This window comes from Pseudomonas sp. N-1-13 (genome assembly GCF_057787095.1).
In genome coordinates, this window is the sequence record NZ_JBYNRI010000001.1 from 5,451,330 (window position 1) to 5,471,406 (window position 20,077).

The 20,077-nt window shown below is 60.6% G+C and carries 19 protein-coding genes; 8 read left to right on the forward strand and 11 right to left on the reverse strand.

From position 1 onward, the window contains the following. The first annotated feature begins 103 nt into the window (after nucleotides 1-103). Complete coding sequence (locus tag AC3I65_RS24435; RefSeq protein ID WP_047230500.1) at nucleotides 104-772, forward strand: polysaccharide lyase family 7 protein; 669 nt, start codon at nucleotides 104-106, stop codon at nucleotides 770-772. A 465-nt stretch (nucleotides 773-1,237) separates the two neighbouring features. After that, nucleotides 1,238-1,522, forward strand: coding sequence for a fructose-bisphosphate aldolase (locus AC3I65_RS24440; protein WP_107323029.1), 285 nt, complete (start codon nucleotides 1,238-1,240; stop codon nucleotides 1,520-1,522). Nucleotides 1,523-2,571: 1,049 nt separating this feature from the next. On the opposite strand, the gene fba is transcribed toward AC3I65_RS24440, so the two are convergent. The 6 genes from fba to tkt form a co-directional block, all read right to left on the reverse strand. Next, entirely contained in the window at nucleotides 2,572-3,636 is a 1,065-nt protein-coding gene (gene fba, locus AC3I65_RS24445; protein ID WP_003177554.1) for a class II fructose-bisphosphate aldolase, read from the reverse strand. Nucleotides 3,637-3,881: 245 nt separating this feature from the next. After that, on the reverse strand, nucleotides 3,882-4,217 hold the full coding sequence (locus AC3I65_RS24450; RefSeq protein WP_047230408.1) for an MliC family protein: 336 nt from the start codon (nucleotides 4,215-4,217) through the stop codon (nucleotides 3,882-3,884). A gap of 57 nt (nucleotides 4,218-4,274) precedes the next feature. Then, the gene (locus AC3I65_RS24455) at nucleotides 4,275-4,499 is read right to left on the reverse strand and encodes a hypothetical protein (protein ID WP_047230409.1); all 225 of its coding nucleotides are present in this window, start codon (nucleotides 4,497-4,499) and stop codon (nucleotides 4,275-4,277) included. 31 nt (nucleotides 4,500-4,530) lie between these two features. Next, on the reverse strand, nucleotides 4,531-5,694 hold the full coding sequence (locus AC3I65_RS24460; RefSeq protein ID WP_076383382.1) for a phosphoglycerate kinase: 1,164 nt from the start codon (nucleotides 5,692-5,694) through the stop codon (nucleotides 4,531-4,533). A 24-nt stretch (nucleotides 5,695-5,718) separates the two neighbouring features. Continuing rightward, a complete protein-coding gene (gene epd / locus AC3I65_RS24465; protein WP_076383381.1) occupies nucleotides 5,719-6,774 on the reverse strand; it encodes an erythrose-4-phosphate dehydrogenase in 1,056 nt (351 codons plus the stop codon). A gap of 165 nt (nucleotides 6,775-6,939) precedes the next feature. Then, nucleotides 6,940-8,937, reverse strand: coding sequence for a transketolase (tkt, locus tag AC3I65_RS24470; RefSeq protein WP_047230412.1), 1,998 nt, complete (start codon nucleotides 8,935-8,937; stop codon nucleotides 6,940-6,942). Nucleotides 8,938-9,194: 257 nt separating this feature from the next. On the opposite strand from tkt, the gene AC3I65_RS24475 reads away from it, so the two are divergent. Together AC3I65_RS24475 and metK are read left to right on the forward strand one after the other, a co-directional pair. Beyond that, nucleotides 9,195-10,190: an ArsR/SmtB family transcription factor gene (locus AC3I65_RS24475; RefSeq protein WP_092401593.1), complete on the forward strand. Its 996-nt coding sequence runs from the start codon at nucleotides 9,195-9,197 to the stop codon at nucleotides 10,188-10,190. A 19-nt stretch (nucleotides 10,191-10,209) separates the two neighbouring features. Further along, nucleotides 10,210-11,400 carry a methionine adenosyltransferase gene (gene metK / locus AC3I65_RS24480; RefSeq protein WP_047230414.1) on the forward strand — a complete coding sequence of 397 codons (1,191 nt, stop codon included), beginning with the start codon at nucleotides 10,210-10,212 and terminating at the stop codon, nucleotides 11,398-11,400. Nucleotides 11,401-11,542: 142 nt separating this feature from the next. Here metK and AC3I65_RS24485 read toward each other — a convergent pair whose 3' ends face one another. After that, complete coding sequence (locus tag AC3I65_RS24485) at nucleotides 11,543-12,163, reverse strand: LysE family translocator (RefSeq protein WP_076383377.1); 621 nt, start codon at nucleotides 12,161-12,163, stop codon at nucleotides 11,543-11,545. Between the two features lie 207 nt (nucleotides 12,164-12,370). Between AC3I65_RS24485 and ligB the strand changes: the two genes are divergently transcribed. Further along, nucleotides 12,371-14,044: an NAD-dependent DNA ligase LigB gene (ligB, locus tag AC3I65_RS24490; protein WP_488524232.1), complete on the forward strand. Its 1,674-nt coding sequence runs from the start codon at nucleotides 12,371-12,373 to the stop codon at nucleotides 14,042-14,044. 88 nt (nucleotides 14,045-14,132) lie between these two features. Further along, nucleotides 14,133-14,528, forward strand: coding sequence for a DUF1090 domain-containing protein (locus AC3I65_RS24495; protein ID WP_047230417.1), 396 nt, complete (start codon nucleotides 14,133-14,135; stop codon nucleotides 14,526-14,528). Nucleotides 14,529-14,595: 67 nt separating this feature from the next. Here AC3I65_RS24495 and AC3I65_RS24500 read toward each other — a convergent pair whose 3' ends face one another. Continuing rightward, the gene (locus tag AC3I65_RS24500) at nucleotides 14,596-15,045 is read right to left on the reverse strand and encodes a c-type cytochrome (RefSeq protein ID WP_047230418.1); all 450 of its coding nucleotides are present in this window, start codon (nucleotides 15,043-15,045) and stop codon (nucleotides 14,596-14,598) included. 123 nt (nucleotides 15,046-15,168) lie between these two features. Between AC3I65_RS24500 and mltA the strand changes: the two genes are divergently transcribed. Next, a complete protein-coding gene (mltA, locus tag AC3I65_RS24505) occupies nucleotides 15,169-16,353 on the forward strand; it encodes a murein transglycosylase A (RefSeq protein WP_076383375.1) in 1,185 nt (394 codons plus the stop codon). 153 nt (nucleotides 16,354-16,506) lie between these two features. Here the strand turns inward: mltA and AC3I65_RS24510 are convergent, their stop codons facing one another. Beyond that, nucleotides 16,507-16,890 (reverse strand): MAPEG family protein, encoded by a 384-nt coding sequence (locus tag AC3I65_RS24510; protein WP_488524233.1) that lies wholly within the window; start codon nucleotides 16,888-16,890, stop codon nucleotides 16,507-16,509. A 51-nt stretch (nucleotides 16,891-16,941) separates the two neighbouring features. Beyond that, the gene (locus tag AC3I65_RS24515; RefSeq protein WP_047230421.1) at nucleotides 16,942-17,775 is read right to left on the reverse strand and encodes an EamA family transporter; all 834 of its coding nucleotides are present in this window, start codon (nucleotides 17,773-17,775) and stop codon (nucleotides 16,942-16,944) included. A 196-nt stretch (nucleotides 17,776-17,971) separates the two neighbouring features. Here AC3I65_RS24515 and AC3I65_RS24520 point away from each other — a divergent pair, with 196 nt between their 5' ends. After that, entirely contained in the window at nucleotides 17,972-19,141 is a 1,170-nt protein-coding gene (locus AC3I65_RS24520) for an MFS transporter (RefSeq protein WP_047230422.1), read from the forward strand. On the opposite strand, the gene AC3I65_RS24525 is transcribed toward AC3I65_RS24520, so the two are convergent. Beyond that, the gene (locus tag AC3I65_RS24525) at nucleotides 19,092-19,973 is read right to left on the reverse strand and encodes a formate/nitrite transporter family protein (RefSeq protein ID WP_047230423.1); all 882 of its coding nucleotides are present in this window, start codon (nucleotides 19,971-19,973) and stop codon (nucleotides 19,092-19,094) included. The two genes, AC3I65_RS24520 and AC3I65_RS24525, sit on opposite strands and share 50 nt — an antisense overlap. Nucleotides 19,974-20,077 lie beyond the last annotated feature (104 nt).

The window sequence follows — 20,077 nt, forward strand, 5'->3', positions numbered from 1 at the left end:
TGAAAATTCGATCCCCCGCGTTTCTCGGGACGCGTCATAAAGCGCTGGCTAGAGCCTCCGGCTGGATCTTGCAACATATTCATTCCGTAGAAAGGGCCCGCACATGGTCGATCTTGCAACCTGGAACTTGAGCATCCCCGAGGGAAGCCCACCCAAAACCATCGAAACCCCTCGACTGGTGGACGGTTTCAAGAACAAATACTTCAACTCTGAAGGCAGCACGGTGTATTTCTGGTCACCGGTCACCGGCACCAAGACTGAAAACGCGATCTACCCGCGCAGCGAATTGCGCGAGACCTACAAAAACGGCACCTTGCGCAACTGGCTATACCCCGACGCCGACAACAAATTGAGTGCGACCCTGGTGGTCAACCAGGTACCCAGCACCGGCAAGATCGTGATCGGTCAGATTCATGCCAAGGACAGCAGCAAACCCATGGTGAAGCTGGAATACCAGTACAAGGACGACAGCAAGACCGGCAACATCGTCGCCAAAGTGCGCATGCGCCCCGATGACGACGAGGGCCGGGTCATCACCGTCGCCTCGGGTGTAAAACTCAATCAGTCTTTCTCTTATCGGCTCCATCTTGATCGTACCGGCGACCTGGGTATCACCGCGGCGGGTCGTAGCTGGTACACCACCATGAGCGCCAAATGGAAGGTCAAGCCGCTGTATTTCAAGGCTGGCGTGTATGTGCAGGACAATACGGGCTACACCAGCGAAGGAGGGAAAGTGACGTTCAGCAAGCTGGATATCGATCACAACACCTGAGATTTTCAGCTCCGAAAATCTCGTAGGAATTTACCTTTGTGGCGAGGGGATTTATCCCCGCTGGGCTGCGCAGCAGCCCCCTCCTTTCGTCAGACCAACCGCATGCGCCGGTTTTGCAGCGGCTGCGCGCCCGAGCGGGAGCAAGCTCCCTCGCCACGTGGGCGCGGTGCGTCCTACAGGTCGATTTTGGGCTCGAAAATCTCCTCTATAGTTCGGGCTCGTCTGCTGGCTTTGGTCAGCGGGGCACGGGTTTCGCAGCCCACTGACAGAACAGAGACTTTGCACCGTCAAATGAAAATTCAGGCAAACTCGCCTGCGTTCATTTTATGGCGGTTGCGCGCGGGAGACCTTCGGGTCTGCCGGGTTTGGTCTCTATCTCGGTCTGCGAACCCGCGCGCAACTGCCACCCATTTGTTTCGCAGCAAGAAGGTGGCAATTAATTTTTATTAATAGAGCCCAAACCTTATGACGACGACTCAATCACTCAGCCGCTTCACCCCGCTCACTCCAATCGCCACCACCCAACCCATCCTGTTCATCGACAGCACTGCCCCACTGACTGAACTCCACGCCTGCGCCAGTGAACGCCTGCACGCTACCCTTGATTACCTGTCGCTCATGGCCTGCGCCACCCTGCGCGATTCGGCCGCCAGCGACCTCAATACCCTCACCAATGTCGCCCGGATCCTGGTTCAGGATGTCACCGATGTGTTTGGCGTCATTGAACAACGCGGCCTCGAAGACCAATAAAGCCCTCCCGGCGGGAGATGATCCCCTGTGGGAGCGAGCTTGCTCGCGATAGCGCTGGGTCAGCAGCATGGATGGCGACTGACACAGCGCTATCAGGATCTGTGTGTATATCCATTTCTTTGGTAACGGCTACTTAGGGTTCCGCCCTTACGGCGGGTCACTTTTGAAGAGCGCAAAAGTAACCAAAACGCTCCTGCCCCACCACTCAGTGCCTCGCCTAGGCTCGGCATGCCCGAACGCAGGCATTGCTCCGTGGGCCCGCCGCGAAGGGCCATCCATGGCCCAGCGCGGCTACCTCGGCATCCATGCCGAGGTGCCCACTACGCAACACCTGCGTTCGGCCAGCGTGGTTAACGGGGCGCCGAGATCAAAGTCCTCCGCGAGGCGGCCTGATAGCCGACCTGTTTTTTGATTGATCGCGTTTCTCCTGTGGGAGCGGGCTTGCTCGCGAAGGCGGTACAACAGCCAATGAGGATGTGTTGAATGTACTGGCCTTTTCGCGAGCAAGCCCGCTCCCACAATGGACGTGTGGCATATACAAACTTATGTCTGTTAAATATCGAAATGTGGGAGCGAGCCTGCTCGCGATGACGGCAGTAAATCCAACTTCTGTGCAACTGAATTACCGCTATCGCGAGCAGGCTCGCTCCCACAATTGGATCGGAGGACAGCCGTGACAAATAGGCCGGCTATCAGGCCGCCTCGCTTTTGATTTTGATCTGTGGGCCCCGTTAACCACGCTGGCCGAACGCAGGTATTGTGGAGTGGGCATCCCGGCATGGATGCCGGGATAGCCGCGCTGGGCCATGGATGGCCCTTCGCGGCGGGCCCACGGAGCAATGCCTGCGTTCGGGCATGCCGAGCCTAGGCGAGGCACCGAGTGGTGGGGCAAGACCTTTTGGTTACTTTTGGGGCGTTTGCCAAAAGTGACCCGCCGTAAGGGCGGAACCATAAGCAGCCGTTACCCAAAAAACGGATATACACACAAATCCCAAACATAAAAAAACCCGCATCACTGCGGGTTTTCTCACAACCACAACGCTGAAGCCTTAGTTAACCTTAGCGTTCAACTCACCCTTCAAATACCGCTGATACATCGCTTCCAAAGAGATCGGCTTGATCTTCGAAGCATTACCCGCAGTACCGAAAGCTTCGTAACGCGCAATACACACATCACGCATCGCCGTCACGGTAGCCCCGAAGAACTTACGCGGATCAAACTCGCTCGGATTGGTCGCCATCAAACGACGCATGGCACCGGTAGAGGCCAGGCGCAGGTCGGTGTCGATGTTGACCTTGCGCACGCCGTACTTGATACCTTCGACGATTTCTTCAACCGGCACGCCGTAGGTTTCTTTGATGTCGCCGCCGTACTGGTTGATGATCGCCAGCCACTCTTGCGGAACCGAGGAAGAACCGTGCATCACCAGGTGAGTGTTGGGGATGCGTTTGTGGATTTCCTTGATGCGGTCAATGGCCAGCACGTCGCCGGTAGGCGGCTTGGTGAACTTGTAGGCGCCGTGGCTGGTGCCGATGGCGATGGCCAGGGCGTCGACCTGGGTCTTCTTGACGAAGTCCGCGGCTTCTTCCGGGTCGGTCAGCATCTGGCTGTGATCCAGCACGCCTTCGGCGCCGATGCCGTCTTCTTCACCGGCCATGCCGGTTTCCAGCGAGCCCAGGCAACCCAGTTCGCCTTCCACCGAGACGCCGCAGGCATGGGCCATGGCGACGGTCTGCTGGGTGACACGCACGTTGTATTCGTAGTCGGTCGGGGTCTTGCCGTCTTCGCCCAGGGAGCCATCCATCATGACCGAGCTGAAGCCCAGTTGGATGGAGCGCTGGCAGACGTCAGGGCTGGTGCCGTGGTCCTGGTGCATGCACACCGGGATGTGCGGGAATTCTTCGATGGCAGCCAGGATCAGGTGACGCAGGAATGGCGCGCCGGCGTATTTGCGGGCGCCGGCCGAAGCCTGGACGATCACCGGGGAGTCAGTCTTGTCAGCGGCTTCCATGATGGCGCGCATCTGCTCAAGGTTGTTGACGTTAAAGGCTGGGACGCCGTAGCCGAACTCGGCTGCGTGGTCCAGCATCTGACGCATGCTGATAAGTGCCATTAGTGTGTCTCTCCCGGTCGAGGGTCGTTAATCGTGCCAGCCTGCCGGAGCGGCGGCGGCTATTCAAGTCATTGCAGGTCGGGGGTGGGTCCGCCCTGTGTGTTCGGTGAAACAAAATCTCGAAACTATAAGAGGCCCCTGTGGGAGCGAGCCTGCTCGCGATGAGGGCCCGACAGTCAACATCACTGATGCCTGATACATCGCTATCGCGAGCAGGCTCGCTCCCACATTGGATCTCTATTGAATCAGTCAGCCTTGCAGCCCCGGCCAATCAAGTCATTGGTGGCGACCCAGTAAACCAGGCCTTCCTCACCTTTGACGTGAAACGCCAGCATGTCGTCGCTGTACAGCGTACCCGATGCGCCCGGCTCTTCCTTCAGGTGATAGACCTGCTCGGCACCGCCGAGGCGAACGTCGACTTCCTTGCGGGTATCATCGGTATAGCGCCACAGCACCTTGGCCTGACTGTCACAGGTCCAGGTTGTCCAGCCCTCTACGACAGGCTCGGACGAACGAAACCGATCCAGCTGCGCACAACCGGCCAGCATTGCCAGCGCCACAACGGCGATAAAGCCTTTCATCCGTGTTCCTCGACTGACGACCCGTGCCGCCAGCCATGAGTTAAAGAGTCTGACCCGTCAAGGACAACCATGTTCCTTGGCCGGGTTTTGCGTCTCATACTTATCCAGGCCATCCGGCCCCGAACGCTTGTTCAGCACCGGATTGGTCTCGGCCTGCCAGTCGGCCTGGTAACAGCCGCCTTCAGGCGTTGGCGTCCCGGTTTCCGGAGCCGTGGCCTTTGGGCTGCTCGAACAGGCCACTAACAGCGTCGTCGTCAACAGCAACGTGAACGTCTTGACCATCACAACACTCCTTTGCCTGGTCAACGAAACCTCAGGCCTTGGCCCGGCTTTCCAGGACTTCCACGGCTGGCAGTACTTTGCCTTCGACGAATTCGAGGAACGCACCGCCGCCGGTAGAAATGTAGGAGATCTGCTCGGCCACGCCATATTTATCGATCGCCGCCAGGGTGTCGCCGCCGCCAGCGATGGAGAAAGCGTCACTCTCGGCGATGGCCTGGGCCAGCACTTTGGTGCCGTTGCCAAACTGGTCGAACTCGAACACGCCGACCGGACCGTTCCACAGGATAGTCTTGGAAGATTTCAACAGTTCGGCGAAATTGGCTGCGGTTTGCGGGCCAATGTCGAGGATCATGTCGTCTTCGGCCACGTCAGCGATCAGCTTGACGGTGGCGGTGGCGCCTTCGGCAAATTCCTTGGCAACCACCACGTCCACCGGCAACGGCACGCTGACCTTGGCGGCGATTTCCCGGGCGGTGTCCAGCAGGTCCGGCTCGTACAGGGATTTGCCGACCGGGTGACCGGCCGCAGCAAGGAAGGTGTTGGCAATGCCGCCGCCGACGATCAACTGGTTGCACACCTGGCTCAGGCTGTTAAGCACGTCGAGCTTGGTGGAGACCTTGGAGCCGGCAACAATGGCAGCCATCGGCTGGGCCGGGGAGCCCAGGGCCTTGCCCAGTGCGTCCAGTTCGGCGGCCAGCAGCGGGCCAGCAGCGGCCACTTTGGCGAACTTCGCCACGCCGTGGGTCGAACCCTCGGCGCGGTGGGCGGTGCCGAACGCGTCCATCACAAACACGTCGCACAGGGCTGCATACTGCTTGGCCAGTTCGTCAGCGTTCTTTTTCTCGCCTTTATTGAAGCGCACGTTTTCGAACAGCACGACATCGCCGGCCTTCACGTCCACACCGCCCAGGTAGTCAGCCACCAGCGGTACGTCGCGGCCCAAGGCTTTGCTCAGGTAATCGGCGACCGGCTTGAGGCTGTTTTCCGCCGAGAACTCGCCTTCGGTCGGACGGCCCAGGTGGGAGCAGACCATCACGGCCGCGCCTTTTTCCAGGGCCAGCTTGATGGTCGGCAGCGAAGCCAGGATACGCGCGTCGCTGGTGACAACACCGTCCTTGACGGGGACGTTGAGGTCTTCGCGGATCAGTACGCGCTTACCTTGCAGATCGAGGTCGGACATCTTCAACACGGTCATGGGTCGCAATTCCTGGGTAACTGTTTAGAGAGCAGGTTTTTTAGAAGCGGTTTGCAGGTAATGCTCGGCAACGTCCAGCATTCGGTTGGCAAACCCCCATTCGTTGTCGAACCAAGCCAGGATGTTCACAAGCCGTGGCCCGGAAACCCGGGTCTGGCTGGCATCGACGATGGCCGAATGTGGGTCATGGTTAAAATCACAGCTGGCATGGGGCAACTCGGTGTAAGCCAGAAGGCCTTTGAGCGGACCGCTGGTGGCGGCTTCGCGCAAGATCCGGTTGACCTCGGTGGCGTCGGTATCGCTCACGGTCTGCATCGTAATGTCGAGGCAGGACACGTTGACCGTCGGCACCCGCACGGCTTTGGCCTGAATTCGCCCCGCAAGTTCCGGCAGCAGCCGTTCAATGCCGCGCGCCAGACCAGTGGACACCGGAATCACCGACTGGAACGCCGAACGGGTCCGCCGCAAGTCTTCATGGTGATAGGCGTCGATCACAGGTTGATCGTTCATCGCCGAGTGAATGGTGGTGATCGACACGTATTCCAGGCCAATGGCCTGGTCCAGCAGGCGCAATAGCGGCACGCCGCAGTTGGTGGTGCAGGACGCGTTGGACACCAACAGCTCGTCGCCGCTCAGGCAATCCTGGTTCACGCCGTAGACAATGGTCGCGTCGACATCCGCTTCGCTGGCCATCGGCTGGGAGAACAACACCCGCGGAGCGCCGGCCGCGATGAAGCGCTGGCCATCTTCACGGGTGTTGTAGGCGCCCGAGCATTCAAGCACCAGGTCGACACCCAAGGATGCCCAATCGATACCTTCGGGAGTGGCACTGCGCAGGACTTTCACGCAATCGCCATTAATGTGCAGACAATCGCCCTCGACCCGCACCTCGCCCGGAAACCGGCCGTGGGTGGAGTCAAAGCGTGTCAGGTATTCGATGCTGGCCATGTCGGCCAGATCGTTGATCGCCACAATCTCGAACCCGGCCCTGGCCCCTCGCTCGAACAACGCACGCAAGACGCAACGACCAATCCGGCCGTAGCCGTTGAGTGCAACTTTGTAGGGACGCGGTTGGGGCATGGGGTTCTCTGACTTGGGTGAATCCATGAATAAGGCGCTGCACATTCCATTGTCATCGCGGGCAAGCCATGCTCCCACAGGATGGCATTTCCCTGTGGGAGTGCACATCCTGTGGGAGCAAGGCTTGCCCGCGATAGCGTCAGAACAGGCGATACATTCCTGGACTCAGTCTTCCAACAGCTCTTCAGCCTGACCCAGAATGTTTTCCAGGGTAAAGCCGAACTCCTCGAACAACGCCGGCGCGGGCGCCGATTCGCCGTAGGTGGTCATGCCGATCACGCGACCTTCCAGGCCGACGTACTTGTACCAATAATCGGCGTGAGCGGCTTCGATGGCGATCCGGGCGCTGACTTGCAACGGCAATACCGCTTGCTTATAGCCGGCGTCCTGGGCATCGAACACGCTGGTGCACGGCATGGACACCACACGTACGTTGCGGCCCTGCGCGGTTAGTTTGTCGTAGGCCTGGACGGCCAGGCCGACTTCGGAGCCGGTGGCGATCAGGATCAGTTCAGGCTCGCCAATGCAGTCCTTGAGCACGTAGCCACCGCGGGTGATGTCGCCGATCTGGTCGGCATCGCGGTTCTGGTGCTGCAGGTTCTGGCGGGAGAAGATCAGCGCCGATGGACCGTCGTTACGCTCGATGGCGTATTTCCAGGCCACTGCCGATTCCACGGCGTCACATGGGCGCCAGGTGTCCAGGTTCGGCGTGCAGCGCAGGCTTGCCAGTTGCTCGATCGGCTGGTGAGTCGGGCCGTCTTCGCCCAGGCCGATGGAGTCGTGGGTGAACACATAAAGCACGCGCTTCTTCATCAGGGCCGACATGCGCACTGCGTTGCGGGCGTATTCCATGAACATCAGGAAGGTAGCGCCGTAAGGCACCAGGCCGCCGTGCAGAGCCACACCGTTCATGATCGCGCTCATGCCGAACTCACGAACACCGTAGTACATGTAGTTGCCGCTGGCATCTTCGGCGCTGACGCCTTTGCAGCCCTTCCACAAGGTCAGGTTGGAACCGGCCAGGTCGGCCGAACCGCCGAGCAGCTCCGGCAGCAGCGGGCCAAAAGCGTTGAGGGTGTTCTGGCTGGCCTTGCGGCTGGCAATGGTTTCGCCTTTGGCGGCGACTTCCGCGATGTAAGCCGAGGCTTTTTCAGCGAAATCGGCAGGCAGCTCGCCGCTGAGGCGACGCACCAGTTCATTGGCCAGCTCAGGGAATTGCGCGGAGTAGGCGGCAAAGCGCTGGTCCCACTCGGCTTCGGCGGCACGACCTTTTTCCTTGGCGTCCCACTCGGCATAAATGTCGGCCGGGATTTCGAACGGACCGTGTTCCCACTTCAACGCAGCGCGGGTCAGGGCGATTTCCTCGGCACCCAGTGGCGCGCCGTGGCAGTCTTCCTTGCCTTGTTTGTTGGGCGAACCGAAACCAATGGTGGTCTTGCAGCAGATCAGGGTCGGCTGGGCGCTCTTGCGCGCCGTCTCGATGGCGGTCTTGATTTCTTCCGGGTCGTGGCCGTCGACATTGCGGATGACCAGCCAGTTGTAGGCTTCGAAACGCTTGGGGGTGTCGTCGGTGAACCAGCCTTCGACTTCGCCGTCGATGGAAATGCCGTTGTCATCGTAGAAAGCGATCAGCTTGTTCAGGCCCAAGGTGCCGGCCAGGGAGGCGACTTCGTGGGAAATGCCTTCCATCATGCAGCCATCACCCAGGAACACGTAGGTGTGGTGATCGACAACGTTATGGCCTGGGCGATTGAACTGCGCCGCCAGGACTTTTTCCGCCAGGGCAAAGCCCACGGCGTTGGCCAGGCCCTGGCCCAGTGGACCGGTGGTGGTTTCCACGCCTGGGGTGTAGCCATATTCCGGGTGGCCCGGAGTGCGGCTGTGCAACTGGCGGAAATTCTTCAGGTCATCGATCGACAGGTCATAACCGGTCAGGTGCAGCAATGAATAGATCAACATCGAGCCGTGGCCGTTGGACAGCACGAAGCGGTCACGGTCGGCAAACGACGGGTTGCTCGGGCTGTGCTTGAGGTAGTCGCGCCAAAGCACCTCGGCGATATCCGCCATACCCATAGGGGCACCGGGATGGCCGCTGTTGGCTTTTTGCACGGCATCCATGCTGAGTGCACGGATGGCATTGGCACGCTCACGACGGCTGGGCATCGCTGATCTCCTGGGTTTTGAATTGTGAAACTGAAAAAAGGCGAGCATTTTCCCTCACCCACCCGCCCCGGGGCAATGACAGATAGTCATCCAGAGGCTTTTTTCCGGTGGATAAAGTCGCATTCGCCAGGTGAAACCTTTCCGCTGAAGGTTTGTAGAGTCAAGCACGCCTTGGGAAGTGCCATTTATCGAGCAATATCAAAACTTTTTGATATTGACCTTGCGGTGATCCATACCCCTCACTAGACTGCCGCCCTATGAATTTACGCGTGCCTTCCATTCGCCATGACGATTGCGATGAGCTGGCGGCCCTTTGCAAGGCCGGCGGCGATCCGCTGCGGCTCAATGTATTGCGCGCCTTGGCCAACGATTCGTTCGGCGTGCTGGAACTGGCGCAGATCTTCGGCATCGGTCAGTCCGGCATGAGCCACCACCTCAAGGTCCTGGCCCAGGCGGACCTGGTGGCGACCCGTCGTGAAGGCAATGCGATTTTTTACCGCCGCGCCCTGCCCCATACCGATCTGCTGGGCGGCAAGCTGCATGCCGCGTTGCTCGAAGAGGTGGATGAACTGGACCTGCCGACAGACGTGCAGGCCCGCATCGCCCAGGTACACGGGCAGCGAGCCGCTGCCAGCCAGGATTTTTTCGCCCGGGTGGCCGAGAAGTTTCGCGCCCAGCAGGACCTGATTGCCGGGTTGCCGCAGTACCGTGAAAGCGTCGTGGCGCTGCTCGACAAACTGGGCTTCGAGCCCACCGCCACGGCCATTGAAGTCGGCCCCGGCGACGGTGCGTTTCTGCCGGAGCTGGCGCGGCGTTTCAGCCAAGTGACGGCGCTGGACAACAGCCCGGCCATGCTCGAGCTGGCACGCCAGGTGTGCGAACGTGAAACACTGGCTAATGTCAGCCTGCAACTGGCCGATGCCTTGAATGGTGTGAGCCTGCAGGCCGATTGTGTTGTATTGAACATGGTGCTTCACCATTTCGCCGCGCCGGCCGATGCGCTCAAGCACATGGCCGACTTGCTGCAACCGGGCGGTAGCCTGTTAGTGACAGAGTTATGCAGCCACAACCAGAGTTGGGCCAAGGAGGCCTGCGGTGATCTCTGGCTGGGGTTTGAACAGGACGATCTGGCCCGTTGGGCCACCGCTGCGGGCCTCGTGCCCGGGGAAAGCCTCTATGTGGGCTTACGTAATGGTTTCCAGATCCAGGTCCGCCATTTTCAGCGACCGGCTGGCGACACTCACCATCGGTAACTTGTAGGAAAACATCGAGATGAGCGAATACTCCCTTTTCACCTCCGAGTCCGTGTCTGAAGGGCATCCGGACAAAATCGCCGACCAGATTTCTGATGCGGTGCTGGACGCCATCATTGCTGAAGACAAGTTCGCCCGCGTGGCGTGCGAAACTCTGGTGAAAACGGGCGTGGCGATCATCGCTGGCGAAGTCACCACTTCAGCCTGGGTCGACCTGGAACAGATCGTCCGTGACGTCATCCTGGGCATTGGCTACAACAGCTCCGACGTCGGCTTCGATGGCGCGACCTGCGGCGTGATGAACATCATCGGCAAGCAGTCCCCCGACATCAACCAGGGTGTTGACCGCGCCAAGCCTGAAGACCAGGGTGCCGGCGACCAGGGCCTGATGTTCGGCTACGCCAGCAACGAGACCGACGTGCTGATGCCAGCACCGATCACCTTCTCGCACCAGTTGGTTCAACGCCAGGCTGAAGCCCGTAAATCCGGCCTGCTGCCTTGGCTGCGCCCGGATGCCAAGTCCCAGGTGACTTGCCGTTACGAAGGCGGCAAGGTTGTCGGTATCGATGCCGTCGTACTGTCGACCCAGCACAACCCCGAAGTGTCCTATAAAGACCTGCGTGAAGGCGTGATGGAGCTGATCGTCAAGCACGTACTGCCTGCCGAGCTGCTGTCCAAGGACACCCAGTTCCACATCAACCCGACCGGCCAGTTCATCATCGGTGGCCCGGTAGGCGACTGTGGCCTGACCGGCCGCAAGATCATCGTCGACAGCTACGGCGGCATGGCCCGTCACGGCGGTGGCGCGTTCTCCGGCAAGGATCCATCGAAGGTCGACCGTTCGGCAGCCTATGCCGGTCGTTATGTGGCCAAGAACATCGTGGCCGCCGGCCTGGCCGAGCGCTGCGAGATCCAGGTTTCCTATGCCATCGGCGTTGCTCAGCCTACCTCGATCTCGCTGAACACCTTCGGCACCGGCAAGATCGGCGATGACAAGATCATCAAGCTGGTTCGTGAAGTGTTCGACCTGCGTCCGTACGCCATCACCACCATGCTCGACCTGCTGCACCCGATGTACCAGGACACCGCCGCCTACGGCCACTTCGGCCGCACGCCGCAAACCAAGACGGTCGGTGACGACACCTTCACCACCTTCACCTGGGAAAAAACCGACCGCGCCGACGCCCTGCGCGCCGCTGCCGGCCTGTAAAAACTGCGGGTACGAAAAGCCCCTGGCGACTGGGTCGTCAGGGGCTTTTTCATGTCCGGCCCATACCCATTCAGGGGGGGGTTAAGCCATGCAAGGATTTGTCGCTTGGGCACTTATCTGTGGGAGCAAGGGGCCATCGACTTCAGGACCGTCGCGCCACCAGCAAGAACGAAGCCGCACTGGCCAGCAGCCCCGCACACAGGCGATTGAACAGACGTTTGCCGCTCGGCCGGGCAAACAGCCGCCGCGCATAAATCCCCATGTAGCAATACAACCCGATGGCAATGCACTCCAGCGCCAGGAACAGGCCGCCCAGCACGGCGAACTGCTGGGTGACAGTGCTGGCGCGGTCGACGAACTGCGGCAGGAAGGCGGTGAACAACAGGATCGCCTTCGGGTTGCCGATCGCCACCAGAAACTCCTGGCGTGCCAGGCGGGTCACGCTCATCGAAGTGACCGCCGTTTCAGCTCCGGCTTCTGGCTGCGCCCGCCACAATTGCACGGCAAGGTAGAACAGATAAGCAGCACCCACGAACTTGATCCCCAGGAACAACAGTTCCGAGGTATGCAGCACAGCGGTCAATCCCACCGCTGCCAGGGCAATCATGAGTGCAAACGCCAGCAACCGGCCAATGCCACCGCTGCACGCCCGGACGAAGCCATAACGCGAGGCGTTGCTGATGGACAGCAGGTTATTCGGCCCCGGCGCCATGTTCAGCGCGAAGCAGGCCGGGATGAAAACAGCGAGGGTCGTCAGGTCCATAGGGATGCACGCCTGGCAGAGCGGATCGAGCCCCCATTCTGCACTCGCCCCTGATGGGTTCAAGGCACAGTTGCGCAACCAAATCACCCTGCACTGTACCGCCACGACTTCGCTATTGCCCCCTGCAAAATCCGGTAACGCTCCCAGCCTCGCACCTTCTGTGACAGTGACTAGCCTTCAAGCACACCACCAAGCAAGGATGCTTCGATGCTGCCGTTATCACGCCTATTGGCCTGTTTTATATTCATCTCCTTCCCTGTCATTGCCGCGCCTTGTCCCGACTGGCCCCTCGGACGCGCCCAGGCGGAAATCACCGCCCTGCAACAGCGAATCGATTCGTGGGATGACAGCTATCACCGTCTCGGCCGATCACTGGTAGCCGATGAACTCTACGATCAATCCCGCATCCAGCTGGGCCATTGGCGCGACTGCTTTGACCTTGTGGCACCCAGTTTCCCCCTGCGTACGGCGGGCGGGAAAGTGCCACACCCGGTTGCACACACCGGCCTGGACAAACTCAAGGATGCCGCCGCGGTCAAGGCGTGGCTACAAGGCCGAGAAGACCTCTGGGTCCAACCGAAAGTCGATGGCGTGGCCGTGACTCTGATCTATCGCGGGGGGCGCCTGCATCAGGCGATCAGCCGCGGTGATGGTGTCCAGGGGCAAGACTGGACCTGGGCTGCGCACAAAATCAACGCCATCCCGCAACGGCTGAATCAGCCATTGGACCTGGTCGTTCAGGGTGAGCTGTACTGGCGGCTGATTGCCCATGTCCAGGCCAGCAACGGCAGTCTCAACGCCCGGGCGACCGTGGCGGGGCTGATGGCGCGCACGAATTTGACCGCGCAAGAAGGGGCGGACATCGGCCTGTTTGTCTGGGACTGGCCTGACGGACCGGCCACGCTGCCCGAACGGGAGGCGACCCTGCAGGCGCTGGGCTTCGCCGACACCATCGGCTACAGCCAGCCCGTTCAGGCATTGGCCGACGTTGAGCACTGGCGCAACCATTGGTATCGCACGCCACTGCCCTTTGCCAGCGATGGCATCGTCCTGCGTCAAAGCCGCCGCCCACCGGCCGACCGCTGGCAAGCCCGGGCGCCGTTCTGGAGCGTGGCCTGGAAGTACCCCTATGCCCAGGCCCTGGCCGAGGTGCGCCACGTGCGCTTCAAGATTGGTCGTACCGGGCGCATCACGCCCGTGCTGGAACTTGAACCTGCCATGCTCGACGACCGACGAATCCGCCGCGTGAGCGTCATCACCCTCAAACGCTGGGAGCAAATGGACATTCGTCCTGGCGACCGGGTCGCCATCAGCCTGGCCGGGCTGACCATTCCACGCCTGGACAGCGTCGTGTTGCGTAGTGTCGAGCGCCAGGACGTGAACGCCCCAGCGGCAGCCGATTATCACTTTTTAAGTTGCTGGCAGCCGACACCCGGCTGCGAAAGCCAGTTTCTGGCGCGCCTGGGCTGGCTCAGCGGCAAGCACGGGTTAGCCCTGCCCCATGTCGGCCCGGGCACCTGGGAAAAACTCCTGGCCGCCGGTCGACTCAATGGATTGCTGGATTGGATGACCCTCGATGCCGACGAGCTTGCTAACATTGCCGGCTTCGGCGAACGCAGCAGCGCCCGCTTGCTCGACAGCCTGCACAGCGCCCGGCAACGTCCTTTTGGGCAGTGGCTCAAGGCTCTTGGCCTGCCACCCACCGGCGAGGTCCGGCTGGAAGGGCCATGGCAGGTGCTTGCCGAGCGCGACATCGAACATTGGCAAGCCGAAGCCGGTATCGGCCCGGGACGCGCTGCGCAACTGAGGGCTTTTTTTCGCGACCCACAGGTGCTGGCGTTAAGTGAAGTACTAAGGGGTGCCGGGGTCGACGGTTTTTAATCCAGGTCCCACAGTTGAACCCAAGGGGTAAACATGCGCTCCAACAGCGCATCTATACCAACCGTTCGCGAGTTTTCACGGAGTTGCTATGAATTTCCTGTCTCCTATCGCACTGCTGACACTATGCAGCGCTATGGCCGCCCCCCTGATGGCAGCCGAGCAAACACCGGAGCTCACCGGCTGCGCAGCCAAGCGCCAGGGCATCATCAATCAAATCGAGCTGGCCAAGTCCCGCGACAACAAAGACCAGCAAGCCGGCCTGGAAACAGCATTAAGCCAGGTCACCACCCATTGCACCGACGCGTCCCTGCGCAAGGAACGTGAAAACAAGGTTCTTGAAGCCAAGCACGAAGTCAACCAGCGTCAGGCCGATCTGGACAAAGCCATGAAAAAAGGCGACGCGCAGCGGATCAACAAACGCAAGGACAAGCTGGCGGCTTCGCGCAAAGAGTTGCAGGAAGCGGTGGATGAGTTGGATAAGTAAGCTGCAAGCCCCAAGCTTCACACTTGCAGCTTGCAGCTTGCAGCTAAAAACTTGCAGCTGCCCCTACTCAATAATCCCGAAACTCTTTATGGCAGGCACTGCACGCGTCCTCTACTTTCTGCACCGCAGGCCCCAGGTTGCTGGCCCTGTACGGCTGGACCTTGCTGGCGGTTACCAACTCACCGGTGGCGGCTTCAAGGCTGCGGGCCAGTTCCTGGAAACGCGCCTGTTTTTGCCAGACCTCATCCCGGGCACTGGTGTGGTCTTCTTCACGCACTTGCGGGAAATGCTTCCACGGCTCGCGGGACAGTTGATCAAGTTGCACCGCGCCCTCGGCAAAGCGCGGGCCGTCGAACGGGATGCGACCGCGCAGCATGCCACCGAGCTCTTCGTTGGTCTTGAGCATCTGCTTGAAGATCGCTTTGCGTTGGCCCAGCGGGGAATTGGGATCGACACCGCCACAGGCGGACAACATCAGGCAGGCCAGCACGGCCATGGAAAATCGTTTTACAAACATCTTGGCCTCGGAGCAGGAAACGGCGGTTAGTATCCTCGGGTCATCGGCAAAGACCAATAGCCCTATTATCAATACGGGTTGTCTGGACGCCTGGAGCGTCCGTACGACCGGCAAGGAAATCTCATGCACAGTTTCAAGACCTGGCACAAAGGCCTGGCGCTGACCCTACCGCTTATCGCGCTGTTGGCCGGTTGCAATCGCGGCGACAAAGCCGAAGAGCCCCAGACTCACGCCGTCGCTACTTATGTCAGCGCACCGTGGGAAGCCTTGCCATCGGTGTCCGACGAAGACCTGCTGGCGGGCTTTGGCTCCTGGCGCAGCGCCTGCAACCGGCTCAAAGCCGACGCGGTGTGGGGTGCCACCTGCGCGGCGGCGGCCAATGTGCCGCTGACCGCTGTAGATGTGCGCAGCTTTCTGAAGCAGAACCTGGATGTCTACGGCCTGCGCTCGGGTGACAACAGCCCCAACGGTCTGATTACTGGTTACTACGAACCGGTCTACCCCGGCAGCCTCACCCAGACTGCCAGCGCCAACATCCCGGTGTACGGGGTTCCGGAGGACATGATCATCGTGTCGCTGGACAGTATTTACCCCGAGCTCAAGGGCAAGCGCCTGCGCGGTCGCCTCGAAGGCCGAGTGCTCAAACCCTACGACGACGCGGCCACCATCGAAACCAACGGGGTGAAGGCTCCGGTGATCGCCTGGCTGACAGACCCGATGAACCTGCAATTCCTGCAAATCCAAGGCTCGGGCCGCATTCGACTCGATGACGGCCGCCAGTTGCGCATCGGCTATGCCGACCAGAACGGCCACCCCTACCGGCCCATCGGGCGCTGGCTGGTCGAACAGGGCGAACTGAAGAAAGAAGAGGTGACCATGGGCACCATCAGTGCCTGGGCAAAAGCCAACCCGAACCGGATTCCCGAATTACTCGGCAGCAACCCCAGCTACGTGTTTTTCAACCGCAACCCCGACAGCAACGAAGGGCCACGGGGTTCACTGAATGTGCCGCTGACCGCCGGCTATAGCGTGGCGGTGGATCGCAAGGTGATTCCTCTGGGAAGCCTGTTGTGGTTGTCCACCACCCGCCCTGACGGCAGTGCATTGAACCGCCCGGTCGCGGCCCAGGACACCGGCGGCGCAATTGCCGGCGAAGTACGGGCGGATCTGTTCTGGGGCACCGGCGAAGCAGCGGGAAACCTGGCCGGGGATATGAAACAACAGGGGCAGATCTGGATGCTGTGGCCCAAGGGCATGGCATTGCCGCAGGTGCCGCAGGTTGCCAATACGGTCACCGCCAATCCCTGAGAAGTGGGCTGACTGTACCGGCGCCATCGCGAGCAGGCTCGCTCCCACATTGGATCTAGCCGTACACAAAACATGTGTCCACTGGAGATCAACTGTGGGAGCGAGCCTGCTCGCGATGGGGACAGCACAGACAACGGGACTCAACCGCCAGGCTCAGACCGAAACGAAGAAGAAACTCAACACCAACCCTACCCCCACGAACCACACCAGCGAACGCAAGATCGCCCAGTCCGCCAGATAGCAGATCATGTACAGCAGACGACTGGTGATAAACAGCACCGCCAGCACGTTGATGGTCACAAGCTCGGCATTGCCGGCCAGGTGCGCGACAATCACGGCAGCGGCGAAAAACGGGGCGATTTCAAAGCTGTTCAGTTGCGCGGCGTATGCACGCCGGGGGGCTCCTTCGAGCGAGTCCAGAAAATCCCGAGGGTCGTGGTTGTCGCTCAACCGGTACTTTCCACCGGCCTTGGCGATCGCAATGCACAGGTAAGGCAGGAGAAAGGCAATCAAAATGCACCACAGGGCAACCGTCATGAAGCAGTTCCTTCTTTGAGTGTTATAGAAAAACAAGAATCGAGGCACTGGTCAGAATTTCATCACCAACATGCCAATCAGCACCAGCCCGCAGGCTAAGAGCCGCGGCCGGCCGAAAGGTTCTTTCAGGTAGCGCATGCCAAACAACACCACCAGGATCACGCTGATCTCCCGCAGCGCAGCTGCTTCGGCAATCGAGCCCAGTTGCATGGCCCACAGCACCAGAGCGTAGCTCAACAATACGCAAAACCCGACCGCCAGCCCAAGCCGCCACTGTTCACGCCAGAACAGCATGAACGCAGGTCGTTTGCGCACCAGCGCCAGCAACGGAAAGGGCCAGGCACTGAGCAGCGTGACCCAGGCCAGGTAATCCAGTGGCCGGGGCCAGCGCCGAAGGGCATGGCCGTCAATAAAGGTGTAGCAGCCGATGCACAGGCCGATCAGCGCCACCACCGGTAGCATCGACCAGGGCAACCGTTCGCCACCACCGCCCTGCCACAACAGGCACAGCATGCCGAACGGGATCAGCAAGATGCCGATGATCTGATGGGTTGTCAGCACTTCTCCGGCGAAGATCAACGTCAAAGCCAGCACCACCAATGGCGACAGACCACGCATCAGCGGATAGACCAGCCCCAGGTCACCCACCCGATACGCCTGGATCAACAGATAGCGGTACAACAGCTCGAATGCCGCCGACGCCAGGATCCACGGCCAGATCTCCAGCGGTGGCAACGCCACGAAGCCCAGCACCAGCACCACGAACAGCAACGCGACGCTGTCCATGCACGCCACCACCAGCAAACGCTCGCCACTGAACTTGATCAGCGTATTCCATGCCGCATGCAACAGCGCGGCGACCAATACCAAGGCCGTTGCCAGCACAGCAAGCTCCTTATTGCGTCCAGAGAATTGATTCGCCATCCATCAGCGCCCGTTTATACTGCAAACGACCACGCCGCACTCAGTTGCGCATAAACCAATTCCAATAATTTTGCTGCTGCCCCGTTTCATCCGAACCGGCGCATCGGCATGCGTATGCCTGATCAGAGCGTCAAGACTACAGACAGAGACTTTGCGCATGCCACTCGCCTTGCTTGCTTTGGCCGTCGCCGCTTTTGGCATCGGCACCACCGAATTCGTCATCATGGGGCTGTTGCCCGATGTCGCCCGTGACCTGGCCGTGAGCATTCCCCAGGCCGGGCTGCTGATTACCGGGTACGCCCTGGGCGTGGTGTTCGGCGCGCCGATCCTGGCCATCGGCACCGCCAACATGCCGCGCAAGGCAACGCTGCTGGGCATGACGCTGATGTTCATCGTCGGCAACGTGCTCTGCGCCCTGGCGCCGAACTACGCCACACTGATGGCCGCCCGGGTCATCACCGCACTGTGCCACGGGGCATTCTTCGGGATCGGCTCGGTGGTCGCGGCCGGACTGGTGGCACCGAACAAACGGGCCCAAGCCATTGCGATGATGTTCACAGGACTGACCCTGGCCAATGTACTGGGCGTGCCCTTGGGCACTGCGTTGGGCCAATATGCCGGCTGGCGCTCGACCTTCTGGGCGGTATCGGTCATCGGGATCATTGCCGCCCTTGCCCAATGGGTCTGGCTGCCCCGGGAAATTCCCATGGAGAAGGCCAATCTGGCCAGCGAGTTCAGAGTGCTGGGCAAGGCCAACGTGCTGCTGGCCCTGGGCATGAGCGTGCTGGCCTCCACCAGCCTGTTCAGCGTGTTCACCTACATCGCGCCGATCCTGCAGGACATCACGGGAGTCAGCCCCCACGGCATCACGCTCATGCTGCTGCTATTCGGTGTCGGCCTGACAGCGGGCAGTTTCCTCGGCGGACGGCTGGCGGACCGGCGCCTGCTGCCTTCGCTGGTAGCCATGGCCCTGGCGGTGGTGCTGGTGCTGGCCGCGTTCAGCCAGACCAGCCGGTCGGTGGTTCCTGCAGCTATTACCCTGGTCCTATGGGGTGTGTTCGCCTTCGCACTGTGTCCGATCCTGCAATTGCTGATCATCGACCAGGCCCAAGAAGCGCCGAACCTGGGCTCGACCCTGAACCAGAGCGCGTTCAACCTTGGCAACGCATCTGGTGCCTGGATTGGCGGCCTGGTGGTGGCCAGCGGCGCCGACCTGGCGGACCTGCCATGGACCGGCGCTCTGGTGGGCGGGCTGACCGTGTTGACAGCACTGTATTTTATTTATCGTCAGCGTCGTCAGGACGCCCTGGTGGGTGTGGCCGACTAGGCTGGCCGGTCTCGCTCCGCACCTGGGCATGACTCAGCAGCGCAAAGATGAAACTGCCACCAATGATGTTCCCTGCCAGGGTCGGCCCGGCAAACACCATCCAGAAGTCCTCCCACGACAGCTGGCCGGCGAACACCAGATAGGACACTTCGGCCGAGCCGACGACAATGTGGGTGAAATCCCCAAGCGCCATCAGATAGGTGATGAGGATGATGATCCACATCTTGGCGCTCTCCATGGACGGGATCATCCAGACCATGGTGGCGATCATCCAGCCTGAAATGATGCCCTTGGCGAACATCTGGCCAGTGTCGTTTTCCATGACCTTGCGACCGATCTCCAGAAAAGCCATATCGGTGCGGCGGTCGAAAATCGGCAGATGCAGCATCACATAGGCCACCAGCAAGGTCCCGCACAGGTTCCCCACCAGCACCACCCCCCACAGGCGGAACAGACGGCCGAAGTTGCCCAAGGTGGGTTTGCTCATGATGGGCAGCACGGCGGTCAAGGTGTTTTCGGTGAACAGCTGCTGACGGGCAAGAATCACCGCGAGAAAACCGGCGCAGTAGCCGAAGCTGGCGATCACCTTGAAGGCTTCACCCTCGGGCAAGCGGGAATTGAGCAGCCCCATCGCCATCAGCGACAGGCCCATGGTCAACCCGGCGGCCAGGGCCGACCACCAAAGCGCGGCGACACTGCGCTCCAGTTCCTGATTGCCCTGGGTCCGGATAATTTCATGCAGCACTGCGGCCCGCGGTGGCTGATTGCGGTCGACTTCGTGCTTTTCCTGTGCCGAAAGATCAGGTGTCTTGCCGTCTTTACGAGTGTCCATGGAGCTCCTGAACCGGTGGCGTGATGTACCTACGACACGCGGCCTTCGGAGCTGTTCAGTGGCGGATGAAATCCAGGAGCTTGAAGCACTGCCGTCGCGAGCAG

What these genes read in the sequence shown, in the direction of transcription:
- AC3I65_RS24435 (WP_047230500.1), top strand. Translation starts at nt 104, where the DNA reads ATGGTCGATCTTGCAACCTGGAACTTGAGCATCCCCGAGGGAAGCCCA.
- AC3I65_RS24440 (WP_107323029.1), top strand. Translation starts at nt 1,238, where the DNA reads ATGACGACGACTCAATCACTCAGCCGCTTCACCCCGCTCACTCCAATC.
- fba (WP_003177554.1), bottom strand. Translation starts at nt 3,636, where the DNA reads ATGGCACTTATCAGCATGCGTCAGATGCTGGACCACGCAGCCGAGTTC.
- AC3I65_RS24450 (WP_047230408.1), bottom strand. Translation starts at nt 4,217, where the DNA reads ATGAAAGGCTTTATCGCCGTTGTGGCGCTGGCAATGCTGGCCGGTTGT.
- AC3I65_RS24455 (WP_047230409.1), bottom strand. Translation starts at nt 4,499, where the DNA reads ATGGTCAAGACGTTCACGTTGCTGTTGACGACGACGCTGTTAGTGGCC.
- AC3I65_RS24460 (WP_076383382.1), bottom strand. Translation starts at nt 5,694, where the DNA reads ATGACCGTGTTGAAGATGTCCGACCTCGATCTGCAAGGTAAGCGCGTA.
- epd (WP_076383381.1), bottom strand. Translation starts at nt 6,774, where the DNA reads ATGCCCCAACCGCGTCCCTACAAAGTTGCACTCAACGGCTACGGCCGG.
- tkt (WP_047230412.1), bottom strand. Translation starts at nt 8,937, where the DNA reads ATGCCCAGCCGTCGTGAGCGTGCCAATGCCATCCGTGCACTCAGCATG.
- AC3I65_RS24475 (WP_092401593.1), top strand. Translation starts at nt 9,195, where the DNA reads ATGAATTTACGCGTGCCTTCCATTCGCCATGACGATTGCGATGAGCTG.
- metK (WP_047230414.1), top strand. Translation starts at nt 10,210, where the DNA reads ATGAGCGAATACTCCCTTTTCACCTCCGAGTCCGTGTCTGAAGGGCAT.
- AC3I65_RS24485 (WP_076383377.1), bottom strand. Translation starts at nt 12,163, where the DNA reads ATGGACCTGACGACCCTCGCTGTTTTCATCCCGGCCTGCTTCGCGCTG.
- ligB (WP_488524232.1), top strand. Translation starts at nt 12,371, where the DNA reads ATGCTGCCGTTATCACGCCTATTGGCCTGTTTTATATTCATCTCCTTC.
- AC3I65_RS24495 (WP_047230417.1), top strand. Translation starts at nt 14,133, where the DNA reads ATGAATTTCCTGTCTCCTATCGCACTGCTGACACTATGCAGCGCTATG.
- AC3I65_RS24500 (WP_047230418.1), bottom strand. Translation starts at nt 15,045, where the DNA reads ATGTTTGTAAAACGATTTTCCATGGCCGTGCTGGCCTGCCTGATGTTG.
- mltA (WP_076383375.1), top strand. Translation starts at nt 15,169, where the DNA reads ATGCACAGTTTCAAGACCTGGCACAAAGGCCTGGCGCTGACCCTACCG.
- AC3I65_RS24510 (WP_488524233.1), bottom strand. Translation starts at nt 16,890, where the DNA reads ATGACGGTTGCCCTGTGGTGCATTTTGATTGCCTTTCTCCTGCCTTAC.
- AC3I65_RS24520 (WP_047230422.1), top strand. Translation starts at nt 17,972, where the DNA reads ATGCCACTCGCCTTGCTTGCTTTGGCCGTCGCCGCTTTTGGCATCGGC.
- AC3I65_RS24525 (WP_047230423.1), bottom strand. Translation starts at nt 19,973, where the DNA reads ATGGACACTCGTAAAGACGGCAAGACACCTGATCTTTCGGCACAGGAA.